Here is a 22,322-nt window from a genome sequence, read left to right on the forward strand (position 1 = left end):
CGCGGCCCTCCCGCCTCGGCAGGATGCCGGTCGGGCCCTGCGGGGCCCGGCCGCGTCGGCGCGGCTCGACGCACTCTCGAGGAGTCACCCGGTGTTCAAGGGATTCCGCAGCTTCCTGCTGCGCGGCAACGTCGTCGACCTGGCGGTCGGCATCGCATCGGGGCGGCCTTCACGGCCGTGGTGACGGGCTTCGTGACGGCGTTCCTGACTCCGCTGATCGGCATCGCCAGCGGGGCGGTCGGCGACCACAGCAAGGAGGCGTTCACCGTCGCCGGCACGGTGTTCCCGTACGGGGCGTTCCTCAACGCACTGATCGGCTTCGTGCTGATCGCCGCGGTGATCTACTTCGCCGTGGTGCTGCCGGTCGGCCGGCTGCAGGCGCGGTTCGAGCCGCGCAAGGACGCGCCGGTGGCGAAGACCGACTGCCCCGACTGCCTGAGCACGGTTCCGGCGGCGGCCGTCCGCTGTGCGCACTGCACCTCGGAGCCGGCCGGCCGGCCGTGGTTCCCGGCGCAGCCCGTCCACGTGCGCTGACCGGCGGTTTCCCGGCCGACGTCCGGCCGGGTGATCCACAGGGCGTGCGGGGTGCTCCGCACGCCCTCCGGTTCGGACGGCGCGGGGTCCGTCGGATCGATGCCGCCGGTTCGCCCCGCGTTCGACCGGGGGTCAGGCCCGGATGATGGCCTGAAGTAGCCGAGGATATGTCGGATTTGCCTGCTTTCGAGCGTTCCAATCGAGCGAAGACTGTGTGAACGGTCGAAATCCCCCCCGTTCCACTCTCCTCAGCAGGCACGTTGTGGGCTTACGGTATGCCCCATGACCTCGCCCCGCTCCTACGACGGAGTCGGCTACCCCTCTCCGTCCTTCTCCTCCGGCACGCCCATCTACGACAGCCTCGTCGCAGAACGCGGTGTCCCGCAGATCGCGCCCATCAACGTGCCGGCGGCCCTGCCCCCGGCCACCTACGGCTCCGGCTACAGCAGCAGCTACGGCAGCGGTTACGGCACCGGCTTCGACAGCCCGGCCGCCTCCAACCTGCCCGCCCTGCCGCCGGCCCGCCTCGCCCTGGGCCCCGGCCCCAGCAGCGGCCCCGCCACCTCGTACATCCCGGCGCAGTCCGCGCCGTCGATGTACGGGTCGGCGCCGCAGCCGGCCGTCCCCGGGTACGGCCAGCAGCCGTACCTCCCCCCGCAGCGTCCGCAGGCGCCGGCCCTCCAGTCGCCCCAGGGCGGCTACCAGGCCGGCCAGAGCTTCGGCGGCCAGAACAGCTTCGCGTCGGCACCGACCGGGATGACCGGCCAGTTCGGCGCGCAGGGTTTCGGCCAGGGCCAGCAGCAGGGTTTCGCCGACCAGAGCTTCGGCGGCAACCAGCTGCGCCCGGCGGCACCGGTCGCCCCGGTCCGTCCCGTCCAGCAGCAGTACCCCGGCCCCGCGTACTACCCGCAGGCCGGCTGACCCACCCGCACCACCCCGGCGAACGAGGGCGCCGGGGGAGCAGGCACCGAGGTCTTCCTCCGGGGGCCGTCCGGACCGCCGTACCAGGCGGACCGGGCGGCCTCCGTGCATTCCCGGCCGCGGCACCGGAGCACTGCCGGCGGCTGGCAGGATGGGGGCATGCCGCAGCTGACAGCTCTCCACGTCTACCCCGTCAAGTCGACCTACCGGCTGAGCCCCGACAGTGCCCGGGTGGAACCGTGGGGTCTCGCCGGGGACCGCCGATGGATGCTCGCCGGCCCGACCGGCCGCGCCGTGACCCAGCGGGACGAGCCGTCCCTCGGCCAGTACCGGACCCAGCCGCACCCCGACGGCTCGCTGACCGTCACCGACCCGTCCGGAGCGACGATCCGCGTCCCCGTGCCCGGCACCGCCGCCGGCGACCAGGCCGCGCAGGGCGACGTCTTCGGCACCCTGTTCCCCGCGGTCGAGGCGGCCAAGGAGGTGCAGGTCTGGTTCGCCGAGCGGCTCGGCGACGTCCGTCTGCTGCACCTCGAGGCCCCGGCCACCGGCCGGCAGATCGACCCCGAGTACGGCCGGCCCGGCGAGACCACCAGCATGGCCGACGGCTACCCGCTGCTGCTCGCCACCACCGCCTCGCTGGACGCGCTCAACGGGCACCTCGCCGCGGACCACCCCGACGGCGACCGGCGGGCCGAGCCGCTGCCGATGGAGCGCTTCCGCCCCAACCTGGTCGTCTCCGGCACCGAGCCGTGGGCCGAGGACGGCTGGCGCCGGATCAGGGTCGGCGAGGTGGTCTTCCGGGTGGTCAAGCCCTGCGGGCGCTGCGTGGTCACCACCACCGACCAGGAGACCGGCGAGCGGCGCGGGCCCGAGCCGCTGCTGACGCTCGGCCGCCGGCGGCGGTTCGGCAAGAAGCTGGTCTTCGGTCAGAACCTCATTCCGGAGCGTCCGGAGGGGTCCGTCGGCGACGTCCTCGGCACCCTCCGGGTCGGCGACGAGGTCACCGTGCTGGAGGAGGGCCCGCGCCCGCGGCCCGACACCCGGCGCTGACCGGCACCGCGCCGACGCCCACTCGTTGTAGTGCGCGGACGGCGCCCCTGCCGCAGCGGGGCACCCGCGCAGGCGGCCGACCATCCGCAGGGCCGATGACGAAGGTGGGGACGACAGACCGCATGACAGAGCTCAGGGTCCGGGTCACGCAGGACAGCGGGTCCCGCTGGCGCCGCCGCGCCGGCGAGTACGACACGCTCCGGGAAGCCCTGGAGGCCGCCGAACCCGGCGACACCGTGACCGTGCGGCCCGGCACCTTCCGCGAGGCGGTGCTGCTCGACAAGCCGGTCACCGTCCTGGCCGCCGGGGGCCCCGGCAGCGTCCGGATCAACCCGCCGGCCGGCGTGCCGCTCACCGTCACCGCCGCCGCCACCGTGCAGGACCTCACCGTCGAGGGCTCCGACCGCTCGCTGCCCGCCGTCCTCGTCACCGCGGACGGCGCCCGGCTGAACACCTGCCGGATCGACACCCAGGCCTCGGCCGGCGTCGAACTCGCCGAGGGCGCCTCCGCCGTCCTGCGCGGCTGCACCGTCGCCAACCCGGCCGGCCTCGGCGTACGGCTGCGCGCCGGCGCCCGGGCCGGACTGCAGGAGTCGGAGGTGTCCGCCGCCGGCCAGGCCGGGATCGCCGTGCTCGGCGGTGCCGCCGCCGTGCTCGACCGCTGCCGCATCCACCACGCCGGCGGCGCCGGACTGCTGCTCACCGGCGCCGGCAGCGGCGCCGAACTCACCGGCTGCGAGATCTACGAGATCCGCGGCAGCGGTGTCCAGGCCGAGGACGGCGCCGTCGGCCGGCTCACCGACTGCACCGTGCACCGCGTCACCGGCAACGGCCTCACCCTGGACAGCGAGGCCGAACTGCTGCTCACCGGCTGCCGCATCCACGACCTGCCGGAGAACGCCGCCGACCTGCGCGGCCGCGCCCGGCTGCGGCTCGAACGGTGCACCCTGCACGGCTTCGGCCGCGGCGCCCTCTCGGTCTGGGACGCCGACACCGAGGTGGAGGCCGAGGGCAGCGAGATCCACTCCGCGGGCGGCGACTACCCGGCGCTCTGGGTGAGCGACGGCGCCCGGGTCTCCCTCGCCGACTGCTCGCTGCACGACCTGCCGGACGCCCTGTTCGTCCTCGACCGTGACTCCCGGGCGAGCGCCGCCGACTGCTCGTTCAGCCGCATCCGCTCCTCCGCGGTCTCGGTGAGCGGCGGCGCCGCCGCCGACCTGACCGACTGCCGCATCCAGGAGGCGGGCACCGGGCTGTGGTTCCGCGACCACGGCAGCGGCGGCCTGCTGACCGGCTGCGAGATCGCCGACGTCGCCACCGGCGTGATCGTCGCCAAGGGCGCCGACCCGGTGCTGCGCGAATGCACCGTCCGCGGTGCGGGCGACGCGGGCGTGTACGTCTCCGCCCAGGGCCGCGGCACCTTCGAGGACTTCCGGGTCTCGCACGGCCGCGGTTTCGGCTTCCACGTCATCGACGGCTGCCGCACGGTGCTCACCCGCTGCCGGGCGGAGCAGAACGGGCGGGCCGGCTTCGAGTTCTCCGAGGCGGGGCCGGTCACCGAGGGCTGCGTCTCGGACGACGTGCCCCCGCCGCCGCCCGCACTCCCGCTGCCGCGCGCCGCACTACCCGCCGCCCCCTCCCCCTCCTTCGCCGGGACGCTCGTGCCTCCGCCGCCGCTGGTGCCACCCGGTGTGCCCGGGTTCGGGCTCGGCCCCGCCGCCGGACTGCCCGGCCCGGCGCTCGTACCGGCCACCGCCCGGCTGACCAGCGCCGGGCCCGCCTCCGGCCCCGCCGCGATCGCCCCGATCCCGGACTGCCGCCCCGCCGACGAGACGCTCGCCGACCTGGACGCCCTGATCGGCCTGGCCACCGTCAAGCAGGAGGTGCGCGCCCTGATCGATCTGATCACCGTCGGCCGGCGCCGCCGCCAGGCCGGACTCAAGGCGCCCTCGCTCCGACGGCACCTGGTCTTCACCGGCGCCCCCGGCACCGGCAAGACCACGGTCGCCCGGCTGTACGGCGAGATCCTGGCCGCGCTCGGCGTGCTGCAGCGCGGCCACCTGGTGGAGGTGGCCCGGGTCGACCTGGTCGGCGAGCACATCGGCTCCACCGCGATCCGCACCGCGGCCGCCTTCGACCGGGCCCGCGGCGGCGTGCTCTTCATCGACGAGGCGTACGCACTGGCACCGGAGGACGGCGGCCGGGACTTCGGCCGGGAGGCCATCGACACCCTGGTCAAGCTCATGGAGGACCACCGGGACGAGGTCGTGGTGATCGTCGCCGGCTACACCGCCGAGATGGAACGCTTCCTGGCGGCCAACCCCGGGCTGTCCTCGCGCTTCTCCCGCACCGTCACCTTCCCCGACTACAGCGCCGACGAACTGCTGGAGATCGCCCGCGCGCAGTGCGCCGAGCACGAGTACGAGCTGGCCGAGCCCACCGAGAAGGCGCTGCGGGAGCACTTCGCCTCGCTGGAGCGCGGCCCGGCGTTCGGCAACGGCCGGACCGCCAGGCAGGTGTTCGAGACGATGGTGGAACGGCACGCGATGCGGGTCGCCCAGCTCGCCGACCCGTCCACCGAGGAGCTGCAGCTGCTCGTCCCCGAGGACCTGCCCGTCTGAACCGGTCCCCGTACCGCGCAGGTGCCGGACGGCTTCGACCGCTCCCGGCCGTCGCGCGCCGGTCACGTGCAAGGATGGGCCGGGAGACGACCCGAGGAGAACCCGTGACCGACAACGCCCAGCTGCTCGCCGAACAGCGCCGTGCGCTGATCCTCGACGAGATCCGGCGGCGCGGCGGCGTCCGGGTCAACGAGCTCACCAAGCAGCTGAACGTGTCCGACATGACGATCCGTCGGGACCTCGACGCGCTGGCCCGCTCCGGCGCCGTCGAGAAGGTGCACGGCGGGGCGGTGCCGGCCGGGCCGGCCCGCACCCACGAGCCCGGCTTCGAGGCGAAGTCGGCGTTGGAGCTGTCCGCCAAGGAGCAGATCGCCCGCGCCGCCGCCCGGATGGTCTCCCCCGGGTCGGCGATCGCCCTCTCCGGGGGCACCACCACCTACGCCCTCGCCCGGCGGCTGACCGGGATCGAGCGGCTCACCGTGGTCACCAACTCGGTGCGGGTCTCGGACGTCTTCGAGCAGGCGCAGCGGGGCGGCGGCCCGGCCGCGACCGTGGTGCTCACCGGGGGCGTCCGGACGCCCTCCGATGCGCTGGTCGGGCCGGTGGCGGACCGGGCGATCCGCGAGCTCCGCTTCGACCTGCTCTTCCTCGGCACGCACGGCATCTCGCCGGAGGCCGGGCTGACCACGCCCAACCTGGCGGAGGCGGAGACCAATCGGGCCCTGGTGGCCTCCGCCCGCCGTACGGTGCTGGTGGCCGACCACACCAAGTGGGGCACGGTCGGGCTGTCCACCTTCGCGGAACTGGCCGAGGTCGACACCTGGGTCACCGACGCCGGCCTGCCGGCCGAGGCGGCGGCCGCCGCCCGGGAGCTGATCGGCGAGGTCGTCCTGGCCTGACGCCGCTCCTTCCCCGCCCCCGTGTGCCGGTCGGTCCGAACCGGGCGGCCGGCGTACGGCCCTCGAGGCCGGCCGGTCAGCCGCGGCCGGCGAGCCGGAGGTCCTGGCTGAGCGCCGTGTACGCGGGCTTGGGCCGGTAGTCCTCGGTGAGGATGTTCGCCGAGCCCTGGCCGGAGAAGGTGCCGGGGACCCAGGAGTACTTGTCGGTGAAGCCCCACACCGTGAAGTCGGTGCAGTGCTCGGTGAGCAGGCAGCCCTGCAGCAGCACGCTGTAGCCCTCGGCCTGGGCCTCGGTCTTGGTGGCGTCGGCGGGGAGCACCATGCGGACGTCGGCCTCGGTGATCGCGGTGTCGAGGCCCAGGTCGTCGAAGCGCCGCAGGTTGTCGGCGATGTCGTGCGGGGCCGGGTACTGGACGGCGAGGTGGCCCTGGACGCCCACGCCGTCGATCGGCACCCGCTGCTTCTTCAGCTCGGTGACCAGGGCCAGGAGGGCCGTGCTCTTCGCGTTGACGCCCTCGACGTTGTAGTCGTTGATGTACAACTCGGCCTTGGGGTCGGCCTCGTGGGCCCAGCGGAAGGCGTCCGCGATGTAGCCGGGGCCGAGGTTGCGCAGCCAGATGCTGTCGCGCAGGGTGCCGTCCTCGTTGAAGGCCTCGTTGACGACGTCCCACTGCCAGATCCTGCCCTTGAAGTGGGTGACCTCGTCGGTGATGTGACGGTGCAGGATCTCGCGGAGCTCGTCGGGGGTGAAGGTGCCGGTGGTGAGCCAGGCGGGCAGCTGGCTGTGCCAGACCAGGGTGTGGCCGCGGACGAACTGGCGGTTGTCGCGGGCGAAGTCGATCAACTCATCGGCGGGGCCCCAGGTGTAGCTGCCCCGGGTGGCCTCGACCGCCTCCCACTTCATGACGTTCTCCGGGGTCACCGAGGAGAACTCGCCTGCGACCTCGGCCCGGTACGGCGCGTCGGCGGCCAGGGCCGACATGTCGACGGCGGTGCCGATCCGGATGCCGGCCCGGCGGCCGAGCTCGCCGAGGGTGCGGGGTGCGCCGTCCTTCGCCCGGCCGGTCGAGGTGCCGTCCTCGCCTCCGGTGGCGGCCGAGGCGGTGGGCAGGGCCATCAGGGAGACGGCCAGGGCTGCGGCAGCGGCGCCGGCGAGCGCGGCACGAGTCGCCTTGATCACGGGGGGTCCCTTCGCGTGGGGTGGGGTTACCGAAAGCCGGTTTGCGAAAATTTTCGGAACCAAGTTCGCAAGTTTTAGGAAACCTAGGCCCCGAGTTTCGACACGGTCAATCCCCGCGCACCGAAAAAGTCAGGAAGAGCTGAGGACTCCTCAGGAAAGGGCGCGCGCAGAACGCCCCTGGCACGCGGTGATCCGCGCACGTCGCCGCCCGGGAACGGCCCGTCAGCGGCGCCGGCGGGCGTTGAGCCTGGCGGCCTGGCGCACCAGGTGGTCGCGCTCGGCGAGGTTGGGCGCCTGGTGGGCCGCCTCGGCGTACAGCCGGGCGGCCGTGGCGAGGTCGCCGTCGCGCTCGTGGAGGTGCGCCGCCACCGCGGTGCGGCGGGGCAGCGAGTCGTCCAGCGCCGCGAGCGCCGCCAGCCCGGCGCGCGGTCCGTCGGCCTCGCCGACGGCGACCGCACGGTTGAGCCGGACGACCGGGCTGTCGGTCAGGCGGATGAGCTCGTCGTACCACTCGACGATCTGCACCCAGTCGGTCTCCTCGGCGGTGGGCGCGTCGGCGTGCAGTGCCGCGATGGCGGCCTGGGCCTGGAACTCGCCCAGTCGGTCGCGGGCGAGGGCCGCCTGCAGGATCTCGACGCCCTCGGCGATCGAGGCGGTGTCCCACCGGCCGCGGTCCTGCTCGGCGAGCGGCACCAGGCTGCCGTCGGGCGCCGTCCGGCCGGCGCGCCGGGCGTGGTGGAGCAGCATGAGGGCGAGCAGCCCCGCCACCTCGGGGTGGTCGACCCTGGCCGCGAGCTGCCGGGTGAGCCTGATGGCCTCGGCGGCGAGGTCGACGTCGCCGGAGTAGCCCTCGTTGAAGACCAGGTAGAGGACGCGCAGGACGGTGGCGACATCGCCCGGCCGGTCGAACCGCACGCCGGAGACGGTGCGCTTGGCCCGGCTGATCCGCTGCGCCATGGTCGCCTCGGGCACCAGGTACGCCCGGGCGATCTGGCGGGTGGTCAGCCCGCCGACGGCGCGCAGCGTGAGGGCGACGGCGGACGCCGGCGTCAGCGACGGGTGGGCGCACAGGAAGTAGAGCCGGAGCGTGTCGTCCACCCCGGACGCGGGCCCGGGCGCCGGTTCCTCGTCGACGAGGTCCTCGCGCCGGCGGCGGGCGGTGTCCGCCCGGGCCGCGTCGAGGAACTTGCGCCAGGCCACGGTGACCAGCCAGCCCTTCGGGTCCCGGGGCGGGTCGTCCGGCCAGACGCGGACCGCCTCGAGCAGCGCGTCCTGTACGGCGTCCTCGGCCGCCGCGAAGTCGGCTCCGCGGCGGACGAGGATGCCGAGCACGCTCGGCGTGAGGCTCCGGAGCAGGGCCTCGTCCATGGGTGAGGTCACTCCGTGATGGTGGGCGGCGCCGACAGGAACGGGCGCAGCTCGAGCCACTCGTGGATGGGCTTCCCGCCCGCCCCGGGGGCGGCCGACAGTTCTCCGGCGAGCTCGACGGCGCGCTCGTAGCTGTCGACGTCGATCACCATCCAGCCGGCGATGAGGTCCTTGGTCTCGGCGAACGGGCCGTCGGTGACCGGCGGGCGGCCCTCCCCGTCGTACCGGACGAACGTCCCCTCGGGGGCGAGCGCCTGGCCGTCGACGAACTCGCCGGTCCGCTCCAGCCGGGCCGCGAAGTCGCTCATGTACTGCATGTGCGCCGAGATCTCCTCCGGCGTCCACTGGTCCATCGGCACGTCGTTCACCGGCGCCGGGGCGCCGCGGTAGTGCTTGAGCAGCAGGTACTTGGCCATGGTGCTCCTCCTCGGTGCTGGTGCGACCCATTGTGGTCGCGTTCACCGCGGGGACGGAGCCGGCCACGGGTTCTCGACATCGCTGGCCGGGATTTCTTCGGCCGGTCGTGGCTCCGGCTCCGGTGGGCGGCCGGGATGCGCCGCCCCGCCGTTCGGTCAGCCCAGGCCGATCGACGATCCGTCGAGGAATCCGTCGAGTTCGGCGACGTAGGCGGTGATGTCGATGCCCTGTTCGGCGAGCCAGGCGTCGGAGTAGTACTTGTCGAGGTAGCGGTCGCCCGGGTCGCAGATGAGCGCGACCATGCTGCCCGTACGGCCGGCGGCGCGCATCTCGGCGACGATCCGCAGGGCGCTCCAGAGGCCGGTGCCGGTGGAGGCGCCGGCCTTCTTGCCGAGGACCCGTTCCAGGACGCGGACGGCCGCGATCGAGGCGGCATCGGGGACCTTCATCATGCGGTCGACGGCGCCCGGCACGAAGCTCGGCTCCATCCGGGGGCGGCCGATGCCCTCGATCCGCGAACCACTGGTGCAGGTCGCGTCCGGGTCGTGGTTGACCCAGCCGTCGAAGAAGCAGGAGTTCTCCGGGTCGGCCACGCAGATCCGGGTGTCGTACTGCATGTAGTGCACGTACCGGGCGATGGTCGCGGAGGTGCCGCCGGTGCCCGCGGTGGCGACGATCCAGGCCGGCTCGGGGTGCGGCTCCAGGCGCAGCTGGGCGAAGACGGACTCGGCGATGTTGTTGTTGCCGCGCCAGTCGGTGGCGCGCTCGGCGTAGGTGAACTGGTCCATGTAGTGGCCGCCGGTCTCCTCGGCGAGCCGGGCGGACACGTCGTAGACCTCGCAGGGGTCGTCGACGAGGTGACATCGGCCGCCGTGGAACTCGATCAGCTCTATCTTGGCCCGGCTGGTCGTCCGGGACATCACCGCGATGAACGGGACGCCGATCAGCTTGGCGAAGTACGCCTCCGAGACGGCGGTCGATCCGCTGGACGCCTCGATGACCGGCTTGCCGGGTCTGATCCAGCCGTTGCAGAGGCCGTACAGGAAGAGCGAGCGGGCCAGCCGGTGCTTGAGGCTGCCGGTGGGGTGGGTGGACTCGTCCTTGAGGTAGAGGTCAATGCCCCACTCGTCGGGGAGCGGGAAGCGCAGCAGGTGGGTGTCGGCGGAGCGGTTGGCGTCCGCCTGGACCCTGCGCACGGCCTCCTTGAGCCAGGCGCGGTACTCCGGGTCGGAGCGGTCCACGTCCACGGTGTGCAGAGCCATCGCGAGCCTCCCTTGTCCTGACGACGTCACCCCCACCAAGCGTAACAGGTGACTACAATAAGTGACTGTTACCGCATCTCCAGCGAACCCTTATCGACCGCCACAGCGGTTACGGACGGGCGCAGCGGCACCACTCGCCGTTGCGCCCGTCCTGCGCCCGGCCCGACGGGGCCGGTCAGTCCGCGGCGATCGCCCGCAGCACGTCCAGCCTGGCCGCCCGGCCGGCCGGGCGCAGCCCGGCGACCGCGCCGGCCACCAGGCCGGCCAGCAGCACCACGGCGAGCCGCCCGGGCGGGAGGGCGAAGGAGCCGGTGCCCGCGCTGTCGGAGGCCCGGACCAGGGCCCACCCCAGGAAGGCTCCGAGGCCGAGGCCGCCGACCGTGCCGAACGCCGCGACCAGCACCGACTCCCAGCGGACCATCGAGCGCAGCTGGCCCCTCGTCTGCCCGACCGCCCGCAGCAGGCCGAGCTCCCGGGTGCGCTCGTGCACGGACAGCGTCAGGGTGTTGGCGATGCCGAGCAGGGCGATCAGGACGGCCAGGGCGAGCAGGGCGTAGACCACGGAGAGCATGGTGTCGACGCCGCCCGCGGCGCTCGCCGCGTACTCGTCGCGGTCCTGCACCTGCGGTTTGCCGAAGCCGTCCGCGACGTGCTGCACCGCTGCCTTGCCCTCGGCGAGGGAGACGCCCGGCTTCAGGGCGACCGCCACCAGGGTGTCGCTGTCCTGGACCCGGTGCGGCGCCCAGGCCTGGCGGGTCATCAGGTAGTCGCCGGCCACGCCGCCGCCCTGGTACAGCGCCCGGACGGTGAACGGCTGCGTGCCGTCGGTGAAGGCGACGGAGACCGTCGAGCCCAGCTGCCATCCGCGCTCGGCCGCCTCGCTGCGGGAAACGGCGAGGCCGTCGGTGCCCAGGGCGGCGAGGTCGCCGTCCACCCGGCCGAGGCCGACCACGCCGGGCAGCCGGGCCGGGTCGGTGATGTCCAACTCCCGGCCGTGGCCGTCGATCCGGGCGACACCCCGGCCGAGGCCCACGGCCTGCTCGACCTCGGGCAGGCCGCGCACGGCCTCGGCGAGCTTCGGGCTGACGCCGCTGCCGCCGGCGCCGAAGGCGGGTGCGGTGACGGCGAGGTCGCCCGCGAAGGAGCGGTCGACGGTGTCGTCCAGCGTGGCGCGGATCGAGGCGGCGAAGACGGTGAACAGCGTCACCACGGCGACGCCGACCATCAGCGCGGTCGCGGTGGCCGCCGTCCGCGAGGGGTTGCGGGCCGCATTTCGCCGGGCCAGGGCACCGCTGACGCCGCGCAGCCGGGGCAGCGGGGCGCCGAGCACCCGGACGGCCACCGCGGCCGCCACCGGGCCGAGCACGACCGTGCCGGCCAGCGCGGCCACCGCGCCCGCGGTGGTCATGGCCACCGACGGCCCGTCGGTGGCACCGGCCACCGCCACGGGCACCCCGCCCACCAGCAGGGCCGCGCCCAGTGCTGCACGGACCCGGCCGGAGCGGCCGCTCGCCGCGTCGTCCACCGAGCTCTCGCGGAGCGCCGCCAGCGGGGCGGTGCGGCCGGCCCGGACGGCCGGCAGCAGGGCGGAGCCCAGGGTGACCACGACACCGACGGTGAGCGGCAGGACGACGGAGGCCGCGGCGATCACCATCCCGCCGGTGGGCAGCGAGAAGCCGAGGGCCGCGAACAGCGCCTTCAGCCCGGCCGCCACCCCGATGCCGCCGGCCAGGCCCGCCGCCGAGGCGACCACCGCGACGACGGCCGCCTCCGCCAGGGTGCCGCCGAGGACCTGGCGGCGGCTCGCGCCGAGCGCCCGGAGCAGCGCGTTCTCCCGGGTCCGCTGCGCCACCACGATGGCGAAGGTGTTGTGGATGGTGAAGGTGGCCACCAGCAGCGCGATCCCGGCGAAGACCAGCAGCAGGGTGGTGAACATGGTCAGGAAGCGGCCGGAGACGTCCGCGGTGGACTCGGCGGTCGCGGCCTGGCCGGTCAGTGCCTCGACACCGGTCGGCAGCACCGGCTCCACCCGGTCGACGAGCTGTTGCTGCGTCAGGGTGTCGGAGCGGAGCCGGATCGCCGAGGCCTGGCCCTCGCCCTTGGGGGTGAGGTACTTCTCGGCGTCGGCGAGGGTCAGACCGGTGAAGGTGGACGGGCCCATGCCGTCCGCGTCCGCGCCGAACGTTGCGATGCCGACGACGGTGATCCGCACCGGGTCGGGGGTGCGCAGCACGGTGCTGTCGCCGACGTGCAGGTCGCCGGCCTTCGCGGCGCCGCGGTTGACGACCGCCTCGCCAGGTGCGGAGGGTGCCCGCCCCTCGGCCAGCCGGTAGGGGTTGAGGGTACCGTCGGCGAGCCAGTTGCCGGCCAGGGTGGGCGGGCCCTTGCCGCCGACCGGCTCCCCGTTCCGTCCGACGAGCTGGCCGGCGCCCTGGACGGACGGCTCGGCGGCGCTCACCCCGGGCACCGTCCGCAGCCGGTCGGCGAGGGCCGTGTCCACCGGTGCGCGGACACCGCCGGGGACGTTCTGGGCCGGCAGCACGTCGGCGCTGCGGACGACCGCGCCGGTGCCCGCGTTGGCGTCGGCGAAGAGGGTGTCGAAGTTGGCCCGCAGGGTGTCGCCGAGCACCATGGTGCCGGTCAGGAAGGCGACGCCGAGCAGGACGGCGAGCACGGTGCCCACCAGCCGGCGCCGGTGGGCGCGGGCCGAGCGGAGACCGATCCGCAGGGCGGTGTTCATCCTCGCTCACTCCTCCGGAGGGTGGTGGCCCCGGTGCGGCCGGGTGCGGTGGGGCCGGTGGGCGCGGGGCCGGGTGCGGTGGGGCCGGTGGGCGCGGGGCCGGGTGCGGTGGGGCCGGGCGCGGTGTCGAAGGCCTTCATACGGTCGAGCACCCGGTCGGCGGTGGGCGCGTCCATGCTGTCGACCAGTCGGCCGTCCGCGAGGAACAGCGCCTGGTCGGCCCAGCCGGCGGCGCCGGGGTCGTGGGTGACCATCACCACGGCCTGGCCCATGGTGTCGACGGCCTGCCGGAGCAGGCCGAGGACCTCGGCGCCCGAGCGGGAGTCCAGGTTGCCGGTCGGTTCGTCCGCGAAGACCACGTGCGGCCGGCCGGCCAGCGCCCGGGCCACGGCGACGCGCTGCTGCTGGCCGCCGGACAGCTCGGACGGCCGGTGCTGCAGCCGGTCGCCGAGGCCGACCACGTCGATCAGGGCGTCCACCCAGTCCCGGTCGGGTGCCGTGCCGGCCAGGTCCAGCGGGAGGGTGATGTTCTCCCGGACGGTGAGGGTGGGCACCAGGTTGAACGACTGGAAGACGAAGCCGATGCGCTCGCGGCGCAGCTCGGTCAGCCGGCGGTCGTTGAGGGTGCCGAGCTCGGTGCCGCCGATGTAGGCGCTGCCGGCGGTGAGGGTGTCCAGGCCCGCAACACAGTGCATCAGGGTGGACTTGCCGGAGCCGGACGGGCCCATGATGGCGGTGAACCGCCCGGCCGGGAACTCCACCGAGACGTGGTCCAGGGCGCGGACCTGCGTCTCGCCGATGCCGTACAGCTTGACCGCGTCGGCGACCCGGGCGGCGGCGTGCAGCTCGACGACGGTCATCGTGCACCGCCGGTGCGCTTGTCCGCCTCGGTCAGCACCGCGCGCCTGGCCCGGTACTCGTCGGCGTCGATCTCCCCGCGGGCGTACCGGTCGCCGAGGGTGGCGAGCGGGCTGCCGCCGTGCCACCGGCCGCCCGGGCCGTGGCCGCCGCGCCAGACCGTACGGCGCAGGATCAGCACCACCAGGAGGATCACGGCAGCCCAGGCCAGCGGGATCAGCAGGATCCACGGGCCGGGCCAGGGGCCGTAGGCGTGTGCGAGCAGGGTGTCCACGGTGTCCATCTCCTCGATGCAGGGCTGTGTCGGGACTGCATCGAGCGTCCCGCCCGGGGCCTGCCCTGCGCGTCGTCCGGCCAGCGGCACCTGCGGTACTCCCGCCGTAGTACCCGTGGCGGTGCCGGGACGTACCGGCGCAGCAGGGCGCACAGCAGGGCGCACGGCGGGAGGCACGCCGTGCGGCGGCACGGGCGCGTGCCGGGGTGAGGAGGGGGGCGAGGGACAGCAGGACGGCAAGGGCGGCAGTGGCGGGCGGGTGTGCCGCCCGGTGGAGGGTTCGCATGCGGTGAAGTCTTCTCCGCCGCCGGGGCCGTCACCATCCCGCCTGCATGAGTGTTCGTCCTGAACCCTGCACCACCACGGGCCCTGCAGCCGGGGACAGCACCGCCCCTGCTGCCAGGGACAGCACCGGCCCTGGAGCCGGCGACGGCACCGGCCGCCGGCTACCCCAGCCAGCCGGGCCTGACGAGTCCCGACTCGTAGGCGAGGACGACCAGTTGGGCCCGGTCGCGGGCGCCGAGCTTCACCATGGCCCGGCTCACATGGGTCTTGGCGGTGAGCGGGCTGACGACCAGTCGGCGGGCGATGTCGTCATTGGAGAGCCCCAGCCCGACCAGGGCGAGCACCTCCCGTTCGCGGTCGGTGAGGGCGGCGAGCGCCTCCGATCCGCCCGTCTGCGGGGACTTGGAGCGGGCGGCGAACTCGCCGATCAGCCGTCGGGTCACGCCCGGGGACAGCAGGGCGTCGCCCGCCGCGGCCACCCGTACGGCGCGGAGCAGTTCGGCCGGTTCGGTGTCCTTCACGAGGAACCCGGCGGCGCCGGAGCGGAGCGCCTCGAAGACGTACTCGTCGAGCTCGAAGGTGGTCAGCACGACCACCCGGACGGCGGCCAGCGCCGGGTCGGAGCCGATCCGGCGGGTGGCCTCCAGACCGTCGAGCCGGGGCATCCGGATGTCCATCAGCACCACGTCGGGGTGCAGTTCGGCGGCGAGTGCGACGGCCTGCTCGCCGTCGTCGGCCTCGCCGACCACCTCGAGGTCGGGCTGGGCGTCCAGCAGGGCGCGGAATCCGGCCCGCACCAGCACCTGGTCGTCCACCAGCAGTACCCGGATCACGCGTCCTCGCCTCCCGCCGGACCGCCCGACGGTGCCGGACCGCCCGGCGCCGCCGTCGGCAGCCACGCCCTCACCCGGAAGCCGCCTTCTGCCCGCGGCCCGGCCTCCAGGGTGCCGCCGGCCGCAGACACCCGCTCCCGCATGCCGATCAGCCCGCTGCCCGACCCTCCGGGCTCCCCCGCCCCCGCCGGGCCGGGGTCCTCGACCTGGACGGTGAGCCCCTCGGGCGACCACTCCAGCAGCACGTCGGCGCTGCGTGCCGCCGAGTGCCGGATGACGTTGGTGAGTGCCTCCTGGACGATCCGGAAGGCGGTCAGGTCCAGTCCCTGGGGCAACGGCCGGGCGGTGCCGCGGCTGCGTACGGCGACCGCGAGCCCGGCCCGGCGGGCCTGTTGGGCGAGCTCGTCCAGCCGGTCGAGGCCGGGGGCGGGGCTGCGCGGTGCCGCGGCGTCCGGGCCGCGCAGGGTGCCGAGCACCTGCCGGACCTCGCCGAGCGCCTCCTTGCTGGCGGCCTTGATGGTGGTCAGCGCCGTCCTGGCCTGCTCGGGCCTGCTGTCGAGCAGTTCCAGGGCGACCCCCGCCTGGACGTGGATGAGCGAGATGCTGTGCGCCAGGATGTCGTGCAGTTCGCGGGCCATCCGCAGCCGTTCCTCGTCGATCCGGCGGCGCTGGGCCTGCTCGGCGGCGGCCCGGACGGCCTCGATCCGCTCGGCCCGGAAGCGCAGGATCTCCGCGACCGCGAGCACCAGCAGCAGCCAGGCGGCGACGCCGAGTTCCTGCCAGCCGGTCGGCCGGGAGTCCGGTCCGCGCACCCAGTCCGCGGGCAGGACGTAGGAGATCAGCAGGTGGGCGGTGTAGAAGGCACCCGCGCAGGCCCAGGCGGCCCGGCGGTGGCCGCGCTGAACGGCCACGCAGACGGCCACCACCAGGCTGATGAAGACCGGCCCGTACGGGTACCCGGCGAACAGGTAGGCGACGGTGACGGCGGTGGTGCCGACCACGACGGCGACCGGCCGGCGCTGCCGGAGGACCAGCAGCGCCGGCCCGAGCAGGAGCAGCAGGTAACCGAAGGCGTCCAGCGGCAGGCGCCCGGCCTGGTGCCGGGCCGCCGCGCTCGTCCCGACCGTCTGGGCGACCGCGACCAGCACCGAGGACGCGACCGGCCAGCCCGCCTTCGAAGCGCGGACCCACGGCGGCTGCCAGGGCTGGGGTTCCTCGGTCATGCCGGGAAGGCTAGCCGCCGAACCACCGCCCGGGCGTCAGCCCGCCGGGGTGGGCGCGCCTACTCCCTGCGTAGTACGCGCGCGGAGGAAGGCCGCGGAGAACGGCCGCCGGCGGCGGTCACCGCTCCGGGTCGGGGATGCGCACCGCGGCGCCGCTCACCCGCACCCGCCGCTCGCCCTCGCGCAGTTCGACGCGGAGCAGCCCCGGGCGGCCGAGGTCCTCGCCCTGGTGCAGGGTGAGGACGGCCTGCCCCAGGCCCTCCAGCTCGCTCAGGTACGCGCCGAACGCGGCGGCGGCCGCACCGGTGGCCGGGTCCTCCACGACCCCGCCGACCGGGAAGGGGTCGCGGACGTGGAAAACGGTGTCCGAGACGCGGTGCACCAGCTGGACGGTGGTCAGGTCGAGCCGGGTCATCAGCCGGGCCAGCCGGTCGAAGTCGTACGCGAGGTCGGCGAGCCGCTTGCGGGTGGCGGCGGCGAGCACCAGGTGCCGGGCACCGGCGTAGGCGATCCGCGGCGGCAGCGTCTCGTCCAGGTCGTCGGCGCTCCAGTCGAGGGCGGCCAGGGCCTCGGCCACGTCCTCCTCGGCGGCCGGCTCGACGGAGGGCTCGACGCTGGTGAGCGTGGCGCTCAGCCCGCCGTGCGGACCGGCGGCGACGTCGACCGGCACCGGGCCCGCCTTGGTCTCGAAGAGCAGCGGGCCGGGACCGATCCGCTCGCCGAGCGCCACCGCCGAGGCGATGGTGGCGTGTCCGCAGAACGGCACTTCCGCCAGCGGGCTGAAGTACCGCACCTCGTAGGTCCGTTCACCCGTCCTGGTGAGGAAGGCGGTCTCGGAGTAGCCGAGCTCGGCGGCCACCGCGAGCCGTGTGTCGTCGTCGATCCCGGCCGCATCGGGCACGACGCCGGCGGGGTTGCCGCCGGACGGGTCGGTGGTGAACGCGGCGTAGCGCAGGACCTGGGTGCCGGGAGGAAGCGTCATGCCCGCTGAACGCGCGGGGCGGGCCGGTGATTCCCTCCGACCGAACGCCCCGGGCTCGTCCCGAACTCGTCCGGACCGCCCGTCCGTAACACCGTCGGGCGCACGGTCACCGGCTTGTAACCTCCGGTCGCCGATCGGCCACGAGAGTGAGACTCACCTGCAAACCTGGTGTCATGACGGCACGTCATCCTTGAGGTCAGAGGTAATCGACCGAAAGGAACTCAGAATGAGCGACTACTCCGTGCTCGTTGCAGCCCTCGTCGAGCTGTCCGGCCACCGCGACCCCGGCATCGGTGCGCCGGTCGCGGTGAGCGGCCACGAGGCCGACCGGCTCGCCAGCCTGGCCCGGGGCAGCAGTGAACCTCCCGCCGATCGGCCGGCCCCGCTGCTGCGGCTGCTGCGCCGCCGCACCGTGGGCCGCCTCGGCTACTCGGTCTGAGCCGCTCCCCGTCCGTTCGACCCGGCGTCCCACGACCGGCCCGCCGCCGATCGGTCGGTGGCGGGCCGCCGTGCGTCCACCTCGATCTCCACCTTCATCCGGGGGTCGGCGAGACCGCAGACCATCATGGTGGCGGCCGGGCGGACGGTGCCGAACGCGCTGCGCAGCACCGGCCAGACGGGCTCGAAGTCCGCGCGGTCCGGCAGCAGGTAGCGCACCCGGACGACGTCGGCGAGGGTGCAGCCCGCCTCGGCGAGCGCCGCGGTGATGTTCCGCAGGCACTGCTCGGCCTGCTCCACGACGTCCTCGGAGACGGTCATGGCGGTGTAGTCGAAGCCGGTGGTGCCGGAGACGTGCACCCGGTCGCCGTCCACCACCGCCCGGGCGTAGCCGATCTGCTCCTCGAAGAGGGAGCCGCTGAGGATCGTCCGTCGCTGCGTCATGACCCCGACCGTAGGCAGGCCTGCAGGGATACGTCCAATACGCCGCAGCGGCCCTCGTGATATCTCTCGGCGTATGGAAGACGGCCGCCCGGAGCTCGCACTGAACCAGCTGCACGCCTTCGCCGTGCTCGCCGAGGAACTGCACTTCGGGCGGGCCGCCGAGCGGCTGGGCATTGCGCAGCCGCCGCTGAGCCAGCAGATCCGGCGGCTGGAGGACCGCGTGGGCCATCCGCTGTTCGTCCGGGAACCGGGGCGGGTCGCGCTCACGGCGGCGGGCGAGGAACTGCTGCCTGCGGCGCGGCGGGCCCTGGAGGAGGTGTCGGCCGGGCTGTCGGCGGCCCGCCGGGTCGCGGCGGGCGAGGCGGGACGGCTGCTGGTCGGCTTCGCGGCCTCCCTGGCGCCGACCGTGCTGCCCGGCCTGCTGCGGGCCTTCCGGGACGGGCATCCCGGGGTGGAGCTGGAGATCCGCGAGATGACCACGGCGCCGCAGGTGGCGGCGCTGCACGCGCACACGATCGACGTCGGCCTGATGCGCGAGCCGCCCGAGGACCCGGACCTGGTCGTCGAACCCCTGCTGTCGGAGGGCTTCGTCGCCGTGCTGCCGTCCGGGCACCCGCTGGCGGCCCGACGGGTCGTCCCGGTGTCGGGCCTTGCGGCGGAGCCGTTCGTCCTGCTGCCGCGGGCATGCGGGCCGACGGTCCACGACCGGATCGTCGGAGTGTGCCGGGAGGCCGGGTTCGAACCGCGGGTCGCCCAGCGGGCCGTGGAGTGGCAGACGGTGGCGGCGCTGGTCGGGGCCGGCCTCGGGGTGTCCCTGGCACCGGCCGGAGTGCGGCGGTTCCGACTGCGCGGTGTCGCCTACCGCCGGATCTCCCCGGACACCGCCCGCACCTCCGTCGGCCTGGCGTACCGGCGCGGCGACCGCAGTCCACTGGTCGCCCGCTTCGCGGCCGAAGCCCGCGCCCCGGCGGGCGGCGATCGGCCCTGAGGGCGTGCCCCGGCGATCAGCCGTAGTACCGGGCCTCCAGGACGTTCCCGTCCGGGTCGGCGAAGTAGTACGTCCGCGGCGCGACGCCGCGGGCACCGAACGACTTCTCCGCGTACGGGGTCACCGGGTGGCCGCCCGCCTCCAGCCGGGTGCGCAGCGCCTCGAAGTCGTCCTCGGACATCGCCAGGCAGACGTGATTGGCCTTGTTGCCGGCGCTGCCGGCCGCACCGGGAGCGGCGTTGAGCCGGGGTGCCACGGTCAGCGGCACCAGGTCGATCAGCGTGCCGGCCGTGATCCGCATGCTCACGAACGGCGCCTCGCCCGCCTCGTACTCGGCCAGCCGCACGGGCTCCAGCCCCACCACGTCGCGGTAGAAGCCCGCCGACCGCACCGGATCGGCCACCCACAGCACCACGTGGTCCAGCTCGTACGACATCGACCCCGCCTCTCTCCCCGCTTCGCGTCCCCGTCCATGGTGGCATCCGCAGTCGGCGGCGGGCAGCGGATTCGGCCACGGCGGGCCCGCGGACCGAACCGCGGTCGGCACAATGGCGCCCGGACACCGGACACAGGGCACGGCGGCACACGGGCGGAAGGGTACGGATGGGCGCGACACAGGCGGACGCGGTACCGGTCGAGGTGTGGCACCTGCCAGCGGCGGACACGGCCGCCGGACGGCAGGTGCTCGCCTGGACGGTCGGCCCGGGCGGCGGACTCGCCGTGCTGCTCGGCCCTGGACGGGAACAGAACGGCGCAGGGCGGCGCCCGGGCGAACCCTTCGACGCCGAACTCCTCACGGCCGACGGCAGATCGGAACGCCGCAGTCCGGTCCGGCGCATCACCGTCGAACCGGATCACCTCGCGCTGCTGCCCGGCGGCCGTCTGCTGCTGGCCTCGTACCGCTCCGAGGAGAACGAACGGCAGGGCACCTGGGCGCCGAACGCGGCCGTGCACACGGCCGACGGGGATCCGGCCGCACAGTTCTGCCTCGGCGACGACGTCCGGGCCCTGACCGCGGACCGCGCGGGCCGGATCTGGACGGTGTACGGGGACGAGGGTGTGTACGGGGAACACCGGGAATCGCAGGACGGCCTCGCGGGCTGGAACGCCCGCGGGCAGCACGTCTGGTCGCCCCCTGCCCGCCTGCCCGAACGCCCGCTGGAGGGCTGCGCGGCGGCGACCGACGGTCCGAGGGTCTGGCTGGCCTGGTACTCGGACGACCACCGGACCTTCCTCACCCGGATCGACCCGGGCACCAGCGGCACGGTGAGCCTTCCGTCGCCGGTCCACGACCCGATGGGCATGGCTGTCCGCGGCAACCGCGCCGTGCTGGCCGCCCTTGCACCGGCCCGCGGGCGCCGCTCCGAACGGCCTGCCGCGGTGGAGGTGTGCCGTGCCGAACTGGCGGACGGGTCCTGGCGGGTGACGGACCGCCGCCGGCTTCCCCTGCCCGCCGGGCTCGGCGCCCCGCCGGCCCCCGGGCGCGACGGATCGCTCTGGCTTCGCTCCGGCGCCACCTGGCTGTGCCTGAAGGCCTGAGGCCGGCGGCCGCCCTCCCCGACCCATCGCGTCGAACGCGCATCGCGGCCGGCCCGCCGGTGCCTCAGCCGCGGCCCGCGTACACCGCCTGGGGGTCGTGCAGATAGGGCTGCCAGGCGAGTTCGGCGGCGCCGGCGAGACCGGCGTGGTCGACCTGGGCGGGCACGATCGGGACCCGTCCGCTGCGGCCCCACAGGCAGCGATCGGCGACCACGGCGGCGAGCCGTTCGGGGGCGGCGGCGAGCAGGTCGAGGTGGAGGCCGCTGAGCACGATCCGGTCCGGGTTGAGGATGTTGACCAGGCCGGCCAGGCCGAGGCCGAGCCGGTCGACCACGTGGGCGACGGCCTCGGCGGCGCCGGGGTCGTCGGCGGCGGACCGGGCGAGCCGCCGGGCCTGGTCGAGCAGCGGCACGGCGGGGTCGGGCGTGCGGTCCGCGGCGACGAACAGCGCCTCCGGGTCGGTCTCCGCGTTGAGGCAGCCGCGGTTGCCGCACACGCAGCGCCGGCCCTGCGGGTCGACCGTCAGATGGCCGACCTCCAGGGCGAGCCCGGCGCTGCCGGTGTGCAGGCGGCCGTCGATGACCAGGGCGCCGCCGACGCCGCGGTGACCGGAGGTGACCAGCAGCAGGTGCCTGGCGTCGCGGCCGGCACCGTGGCGGTGTTCGGCGAGGGCGGCCAGGTTGGCGTCGTTGGCGACGGCGCTGGGCAGCGGCGCGCGGGCCTTCGGGCCGAAGTCCGCGCGCTGCACCTCCTGCGCGAACAGGTCGGCGACCGGGGTGCCGCTGGGCCAGGCGAAGTGCAGGGCGGCGAGCGCGGTGCCGTCCGGTTCGGTGACCGGGTTCGGGAGCGCCAGCCCGATGCCGAGGCAGCGTCGGGTGCTCGCACGGGCGAGCTCCGCACCGGCCCCGGCGACGGCGCGCAGCATCCGGACGGGGTCGGTCGCGTCGGGCAGCGCCAGGTAGCGGGTCTCCTCCAGGCGGCCGCCGAGGCCGCCCAGGGCGACGCTCAGGCTGTCGGCGTGGATCTGGGCGGCGACCACGACCGGGCCGGCCGGGTTCACGGCGAGCCGGTGGGAGGGGCGGCCGCGGCCTCCGCCGGCCGGCCGGGAGTCGACGGTGATGAGCCCGAGGGCCTCGAGTTCGCCGGTGACGGAGCCGGCGGTGGCGCGGGTGACGTCGAGGGCGCTGGTCAACGCGGACCGGGTCGGCGCCCGCCCGGTGTGGATCAGTTCGAGGGCGGGGCCGAGCAGGCTGCGCCCCCGGTCGAGGGCCGGACGGCGGTGGTCGGCGCCCTGGCGGCGTTCCGCGGCGGCCGCGAACCGGACGTCGCCGGTGACCGCGGACCGGGTTTCGCCGGTGGCCGCGCGCGGGGCGTCGTCGGCGGTTCCGGCTGTCGGCAGTCCGTGCGGTTCCGCCGGTTCCGTCGGCTGCGCACTTGTGGGTGAAGTCGGCACTCCTCTATTC

At 74.8% G+C, this 22,322-nt stretch carries 20 protein-coding genes and 1 pseudogene; 8 read left to right on the forward strand and 13 right to left on the reverse strand.

Features of this window, described 5'->3' with window-relative positions:
• Nucleotides 1-91 precede the first annotated feature (91 nt).
• From mscL to AB0M03_RS27875, 5 genes and pseudogenes are all read left to right on the forward strand, one after another.
• Nucleotides 92-534: pseudogene (mscL, locus tag AB0M03_RS27855) on the forward strand (large conductance mechanosensitive channel protein MscL).
• A gap of 282 nt (nt 535-816) precedes the next feature.
• Nucleotides 817-1,455, forward strand: a complete 639-nt coding sequence (locus AB0M03_RS27860; protein WP_363495730.1) for a DUF6643 family protein — start codon at nt 817-819, stop codon at nt 1,453-1,455.
• A 159-nt stretch (nt 1,456-1,614) separates the two neighbouring features.
• Nucleotides 1,615-2,508, forward strand: coding sequence for an MOSC N-terminal beta barrel domain-containing protein (locus tag AB0M03_RS27865; protein ID WP_363495733.1), 894 nt, complete (start codon nt 1,615-1,617; stop codon nt 2,506-2,508).
• A gap of 122 nt (nt 2,509-2,630) precedes the next feature.
• On the forward strand, nt 2,631-5,129 hold the full coding sequence (locus AB0M03_RS27870) for a right-handed parallel beta-helix repeat-containing protein (protein WP_363495736.1): 2,499 nt from the start codon (nt 2,631-2,633) through the stop codon (nt 5,127-5,129).
• 104 nt (nt 5,130-5,233) lie between these two features.
• The gene (locus tag AB0M03_RS27875) at nt 5,234-6,028 is read left to right on the forward strand and encodes a DeoR/GlpR family DNA-binding transcription regulator (protein WP_363495739.1); all 795 of its coding nucleotides are present in this window, start codon (nt 5,234-5,236) and stop codon (nt 6,026-6,028) included.
• Between the two features lie 76 nt (nt 6,029-6,104).
• Here the strand turns inward: AB0M03_RS27875 and AB0M03_RS27880 are convergent, their stop codons facing one another.
• The 10 genes from AB0M03_RS27880 to AB0M03_RS27925 all read right to left on the reverse strand — a co-directional run bounded on the left by AB0M03_RS27880 (nt 6,105) and on the right by AB0M03_RS27925 (nt 17,450).
• A complete protein-coding gene (locus AB0M03_RS27880) occupies nt 6,105-7,208 on the reverse strand; it encodes an endo-1,4-beta-xylanase (RefSeq protein WP_363495742.1) in 1,104 nt (367 codons plus the stop codon).
• 222 nt (nt 7,209-7,430) lie between these two features.
• Nucleotides 7,431-8,576 carry a DUF6596 domain-containing protein gene (locus AB0M03_RS27885; RefSeq protein ID WP_363495807.1) on the reverse strand — a complete coding sequence of 382 codons (1,146 nt, stop codon included), beginning with the start codon at nt 8,574-8,576 and terminating at the stop codon, nt 7,431-7,433.
• A gap of 8 nt (nt 8,577-8,584) precedes the next feature.
• Nucleotides 8,585-8,992 carry a YciI family protein gene (locus tag AB0M03_RS27890; protein ID WP_363495745.1) on the reverse strand — a complete coding sequence of 136 codons (408 nt, stop codon included), beginning with the start codon at nt 8,990-8,992 and terminating at the stop codon, nt 8,585-8,587.
• 156 nt (nt 8,993-9,148) lie between these two features.
• The gene (locus AB0M03_RS27895; protein ID WP_363495748.1) at nt 9,149-10,255 is read right to left on the reverse strand and encodes a PLP-dependent cysteine synthase family protein; all 1,107 of its coding nucleotides are present in this window, start codon (nt 10,253-10,255) and stop codon (nt 9,149-9,151) included.
• A gap of 175 nt (nt 10,256-10,430) precedes the next feature.
• Nucleotides 10,431-12,995: an FtsX-like permease family protein gene (locus AB0M03_RS27900; RefSeq protein ID WP_363495751.1), complete on the reverse strand. Its 2,565-nt coding sequence runs from the start codon at nt 12,993-12,995 to the stop codon at nt 10,431-10,433.
• Nucleotides 12,992-13,855, reverse strand: coding sequence for an ABC transporter ATP-binding protein (locus AB0M03_RS27905; RefSeq protein WP_363495754.1), 864 nt, complete (start codon nt 13,853-13,855; stop codon nt 12,992-12,994). The genes AB0M03_RS27900 and AB0M03_RS27905 overlap by 4 nt, the downstream gene beginning before the upstream one ends.
• Nucleotides 13,852-14,136, reverse strand: a complete 285-nt coding sequence (locus AB0M03_RS27910) for an SHOCT domain-containing protein (RefSeq protein ID WP_363495757.1) — start codon at nt 14,134-14,136, stop codon at nt 13,852-13,854. Before AB0M03_RS27910 ends, AB0M03_RS27905 begins: the two co-directional genes overlap by 4 nt.
• Before the next feature lie 437 nt (nt 14,137-14,573).
• Nucleotides 14,574-15,245: a response regulator transcription factor gene (locus AB0M03_RS27915; RefSeq protein ID WP_363495760.1), complete on the reverse strand. Its 672-nt coding sequence runs from the start codon at nt 15,243-15,245 to the stop codon at nt 14,574-14,576.
• Nucleotides 15,242-16,468, reverse strand: a complete 1,227-nt coding sequence (locus AB0M03_RS27920; RefSeq protein ID WP_363495763.1) for a sensor histidine kinase — start codon at nt 16,466-16,468, stop codon at nt 15,242-15,244. Before AB0M03_RS27920 ends, AB0M03_RS27915 begins: the two co-directional genes overlap by 4 nt.
• Nucleotides 16,469-16,586: 118 nt before the next feature.
• On the reverse strand, nt 16,587-17,450 hold the full coding sequence (locus AB0M03_RS27925) for a PhzF family phenazine biosynthesis isomerase (protein ID WP_363495766.1): 864 nt from the start codon (nt 17,448-17,450) through the stop codon (nt 16,587-16,589).
• A gap of 226 nt (nt 17,451-17,676) precedes the next feature.
• Here AB0M03_RS27925 and AB0M03_RS27930 point away from each other — a divergent pair, with 226 nt between their 5' ends.
• Nucleotides 17,677-17,889, forward strand: coding sequence for a hypothetical protein (locus tag AB0M03_RS27930; RefSeq protein WP_363495769.1), 213 nt, complete (start codon nt 17,677-17,679; stop codon nt 17,887-17,889).
• Here AB0M03_RS27930 and AB0M03_RS27935 read toward each other — a convergent pair.
• On the reverse strand, nt 17,877-18,332 hold the full coding sequence (locus tag AB0M03_RS27935; RefSeq protein WP_363495772.1) for a RidA family protein: 456 nt from the start codon (nt 18,330-18,332) through the stop codon (nt 17,877-17,879). The genes AB0M03_RS27930 and AB0M03_RS27935 overlap by 13 nt on opposite strands.
• Before the next feature lie 73 nt (nt 18,333-18,405).
• Between AB0M03_RS27935 and AB0M03_RS27940 the strand changes: the two genes are divergently transcribed.
• On the forward strand, nt 18,406-19,320 hold the full coding sequence (locus AB0M03_RS27940; protein WP_363495774.1) for a LysR family transcriptional regulator: 915 nt from the start codon (nt 18,406-18,408) through the stop codon (nt 19,318-19,320).
• Between the two features lie 16 nt (nt 19,321-19,336).
• Here AB0M03_RS27940 and AB0M03_RS27945 read toward each other — a convergent pair whose 3' ends face one another.
• Entirely contained in the window at nt 19,337-19,756 is a 420-nt protein-coding gene (locus AB0M03_RS27945) for a VOC family protein (RefSeq protein WP_363495777.1), read from the reverse strand.
• A gap of 167 nt (nt 19,757-19,923) precedes the next feature.
• Between AB0M03_RS27945 and AB0M03_RS27950 the strand changes: the two genes are divergently transcribed.
• Nucleotides 19,924-20,859, forward strand: a complete 936-nt coding sequence (locus tag AB0M03_RS27950; protein ID WP_363495780.1) for a hypothetical protein — start codon at nt 19,924-19,926, stop codon at nt 20,857-20,859.
• 64 nt (nt 20,860-20,923) lie between these two features.
• Here the strand turns inward: AB0M03_RS27950 and AB0M03_RS27955 are convergent, their stop codons facing one another.
• A complete protein-coding gene (locus AB0M03_RS27955) occupies nt 20,924-22,108 on the reverse strand; it encodes an ROK family protein (protein ID WP_363495810.1) in 1,185 nt (394 codons plus the stop codon).
• Between the last annotated feature and the right edge of the window lie 214 nt (nt 22,109-22,322).

Source organism: Kitasatospora sp. NPDC051914 (genome assembly GCF_040680995.1).
Classification (GTDB): domain Bacteria; phylum Actinomycetota; class Actinomycetes; order Streptomycetales; family Streptomycetaceae; genus Kitasatospora.

Coding starts and splice junctions, on each gene's coding strand:
- AB0M03_RS27860 (WP_363495730.1), top strand. CDS start 817: ATGACCTCGCCCCGCTCCTACGACGGAGTCGGCTACCCCTCTCCGTCC.
- AB0M03_RS27865 (WP_363495733.1), top strand. CDS start 1,615: ATGCCGCAGCTGACAGCTCTCCACGTCTACCCCGTCAAGTCGACCTAC.
- AB0M03_RS27870 (WP_363495736.1), top strand. CDS start 2,631: ATGACAGAGCTCAGGGTCCGGGTCACGCAGGACAGCGGGTCCCGCTGG.
- AB0M03_RS27885 (WP_363495807.1), bottom strand. CDS start 8,576: ATGGACGAGGCCCTGCTCCGGAGCCTCACGCCGAGCGTGCTCGGCATC.
- AB0M03_RS27890 (WP_363495745.1), bottom strand. CDS start 8,992: ATGGCCAAGTACCTGCTGCTCAAGCACTACCGCGGCGCCCCGGCGCCG.
- AB0M03_RS27895 (WP_363495748.1), bottom strand. CDS start 10,255: ATGGCTCTGCACACCGTGGACGTGGACCGCTCCGACCCGGAGTACCGC.
- AB0M03_RS27900 (WP_363495751.1), bottom strand. CDS start 12,995: ATGAACACCGCCCTGCGGATCGGTCTCCGCTCGGCCCGCGCCCACCGG.
- AB0M03_RS27905 (WP_363495754.1), bottom strand. CDS start 13,855: ATGACCGTCGTCGAGCTGCACGCCGCCGCCCGGGTCGCCGACGCGGTC.
- AB0M03_RS27910 (WP_363495757.1), bottom strand. CDS start 14,136: ATGGACACCGTGGACACCCTGCTCGCACACGCCTACGGCCCCTGGCCC.
- AB0M03_RS27920 (WP_363495763.1), bottom strand. CDS start 16,468: ATGACCGAGGAACCCCAGCCCTGGCAGCCGCCGTGGGTCCGCGCTTCG.
- AB0M03_RS27925 (WP_363495766.1), bottom strand. CDS start 17,450: ATGACGCTTCCTCCCGGCACCCAGGTCCTGCGCTACGCCGCGTTCACC.
- AB0M03_RS27930 (WP_363495769.1), top strand. CDS start 17,677: ATGAGCGACTACTCCGTGCTCGTTGCAGCCCTCGTCGAGCTGTCCGGC.
- AB0M03_RS27935 (WP_363495772.1), bottom strand. CDS start 18,332: ATGACGCAGCGACGGACGATCCTCAGCGGCTCCCTCTTCGAGGAGCAG.
- AB0M03_RS27940 (WP_363495774.1), top strand. CDS start 18,406: ATGGAAGACGGCCGCCCGGAGCTCGCACTGAACCAGCTGCACGCCTTC.
- AB0M03_RS27945 (WP_363495777.1), bottom strand. CDS start 19,756: ATGTCGTACGAGCTGGACCACGTGGTGCTGTGGGTGGCCGATCCGGTG.
- AB0M03_RS27950 (WP_363495780.1), top strand. CDS start 19,924: ATGGGCGCGACACAGGCGGACGCGGTACCGGTCGAGGTGTGGCACCTG.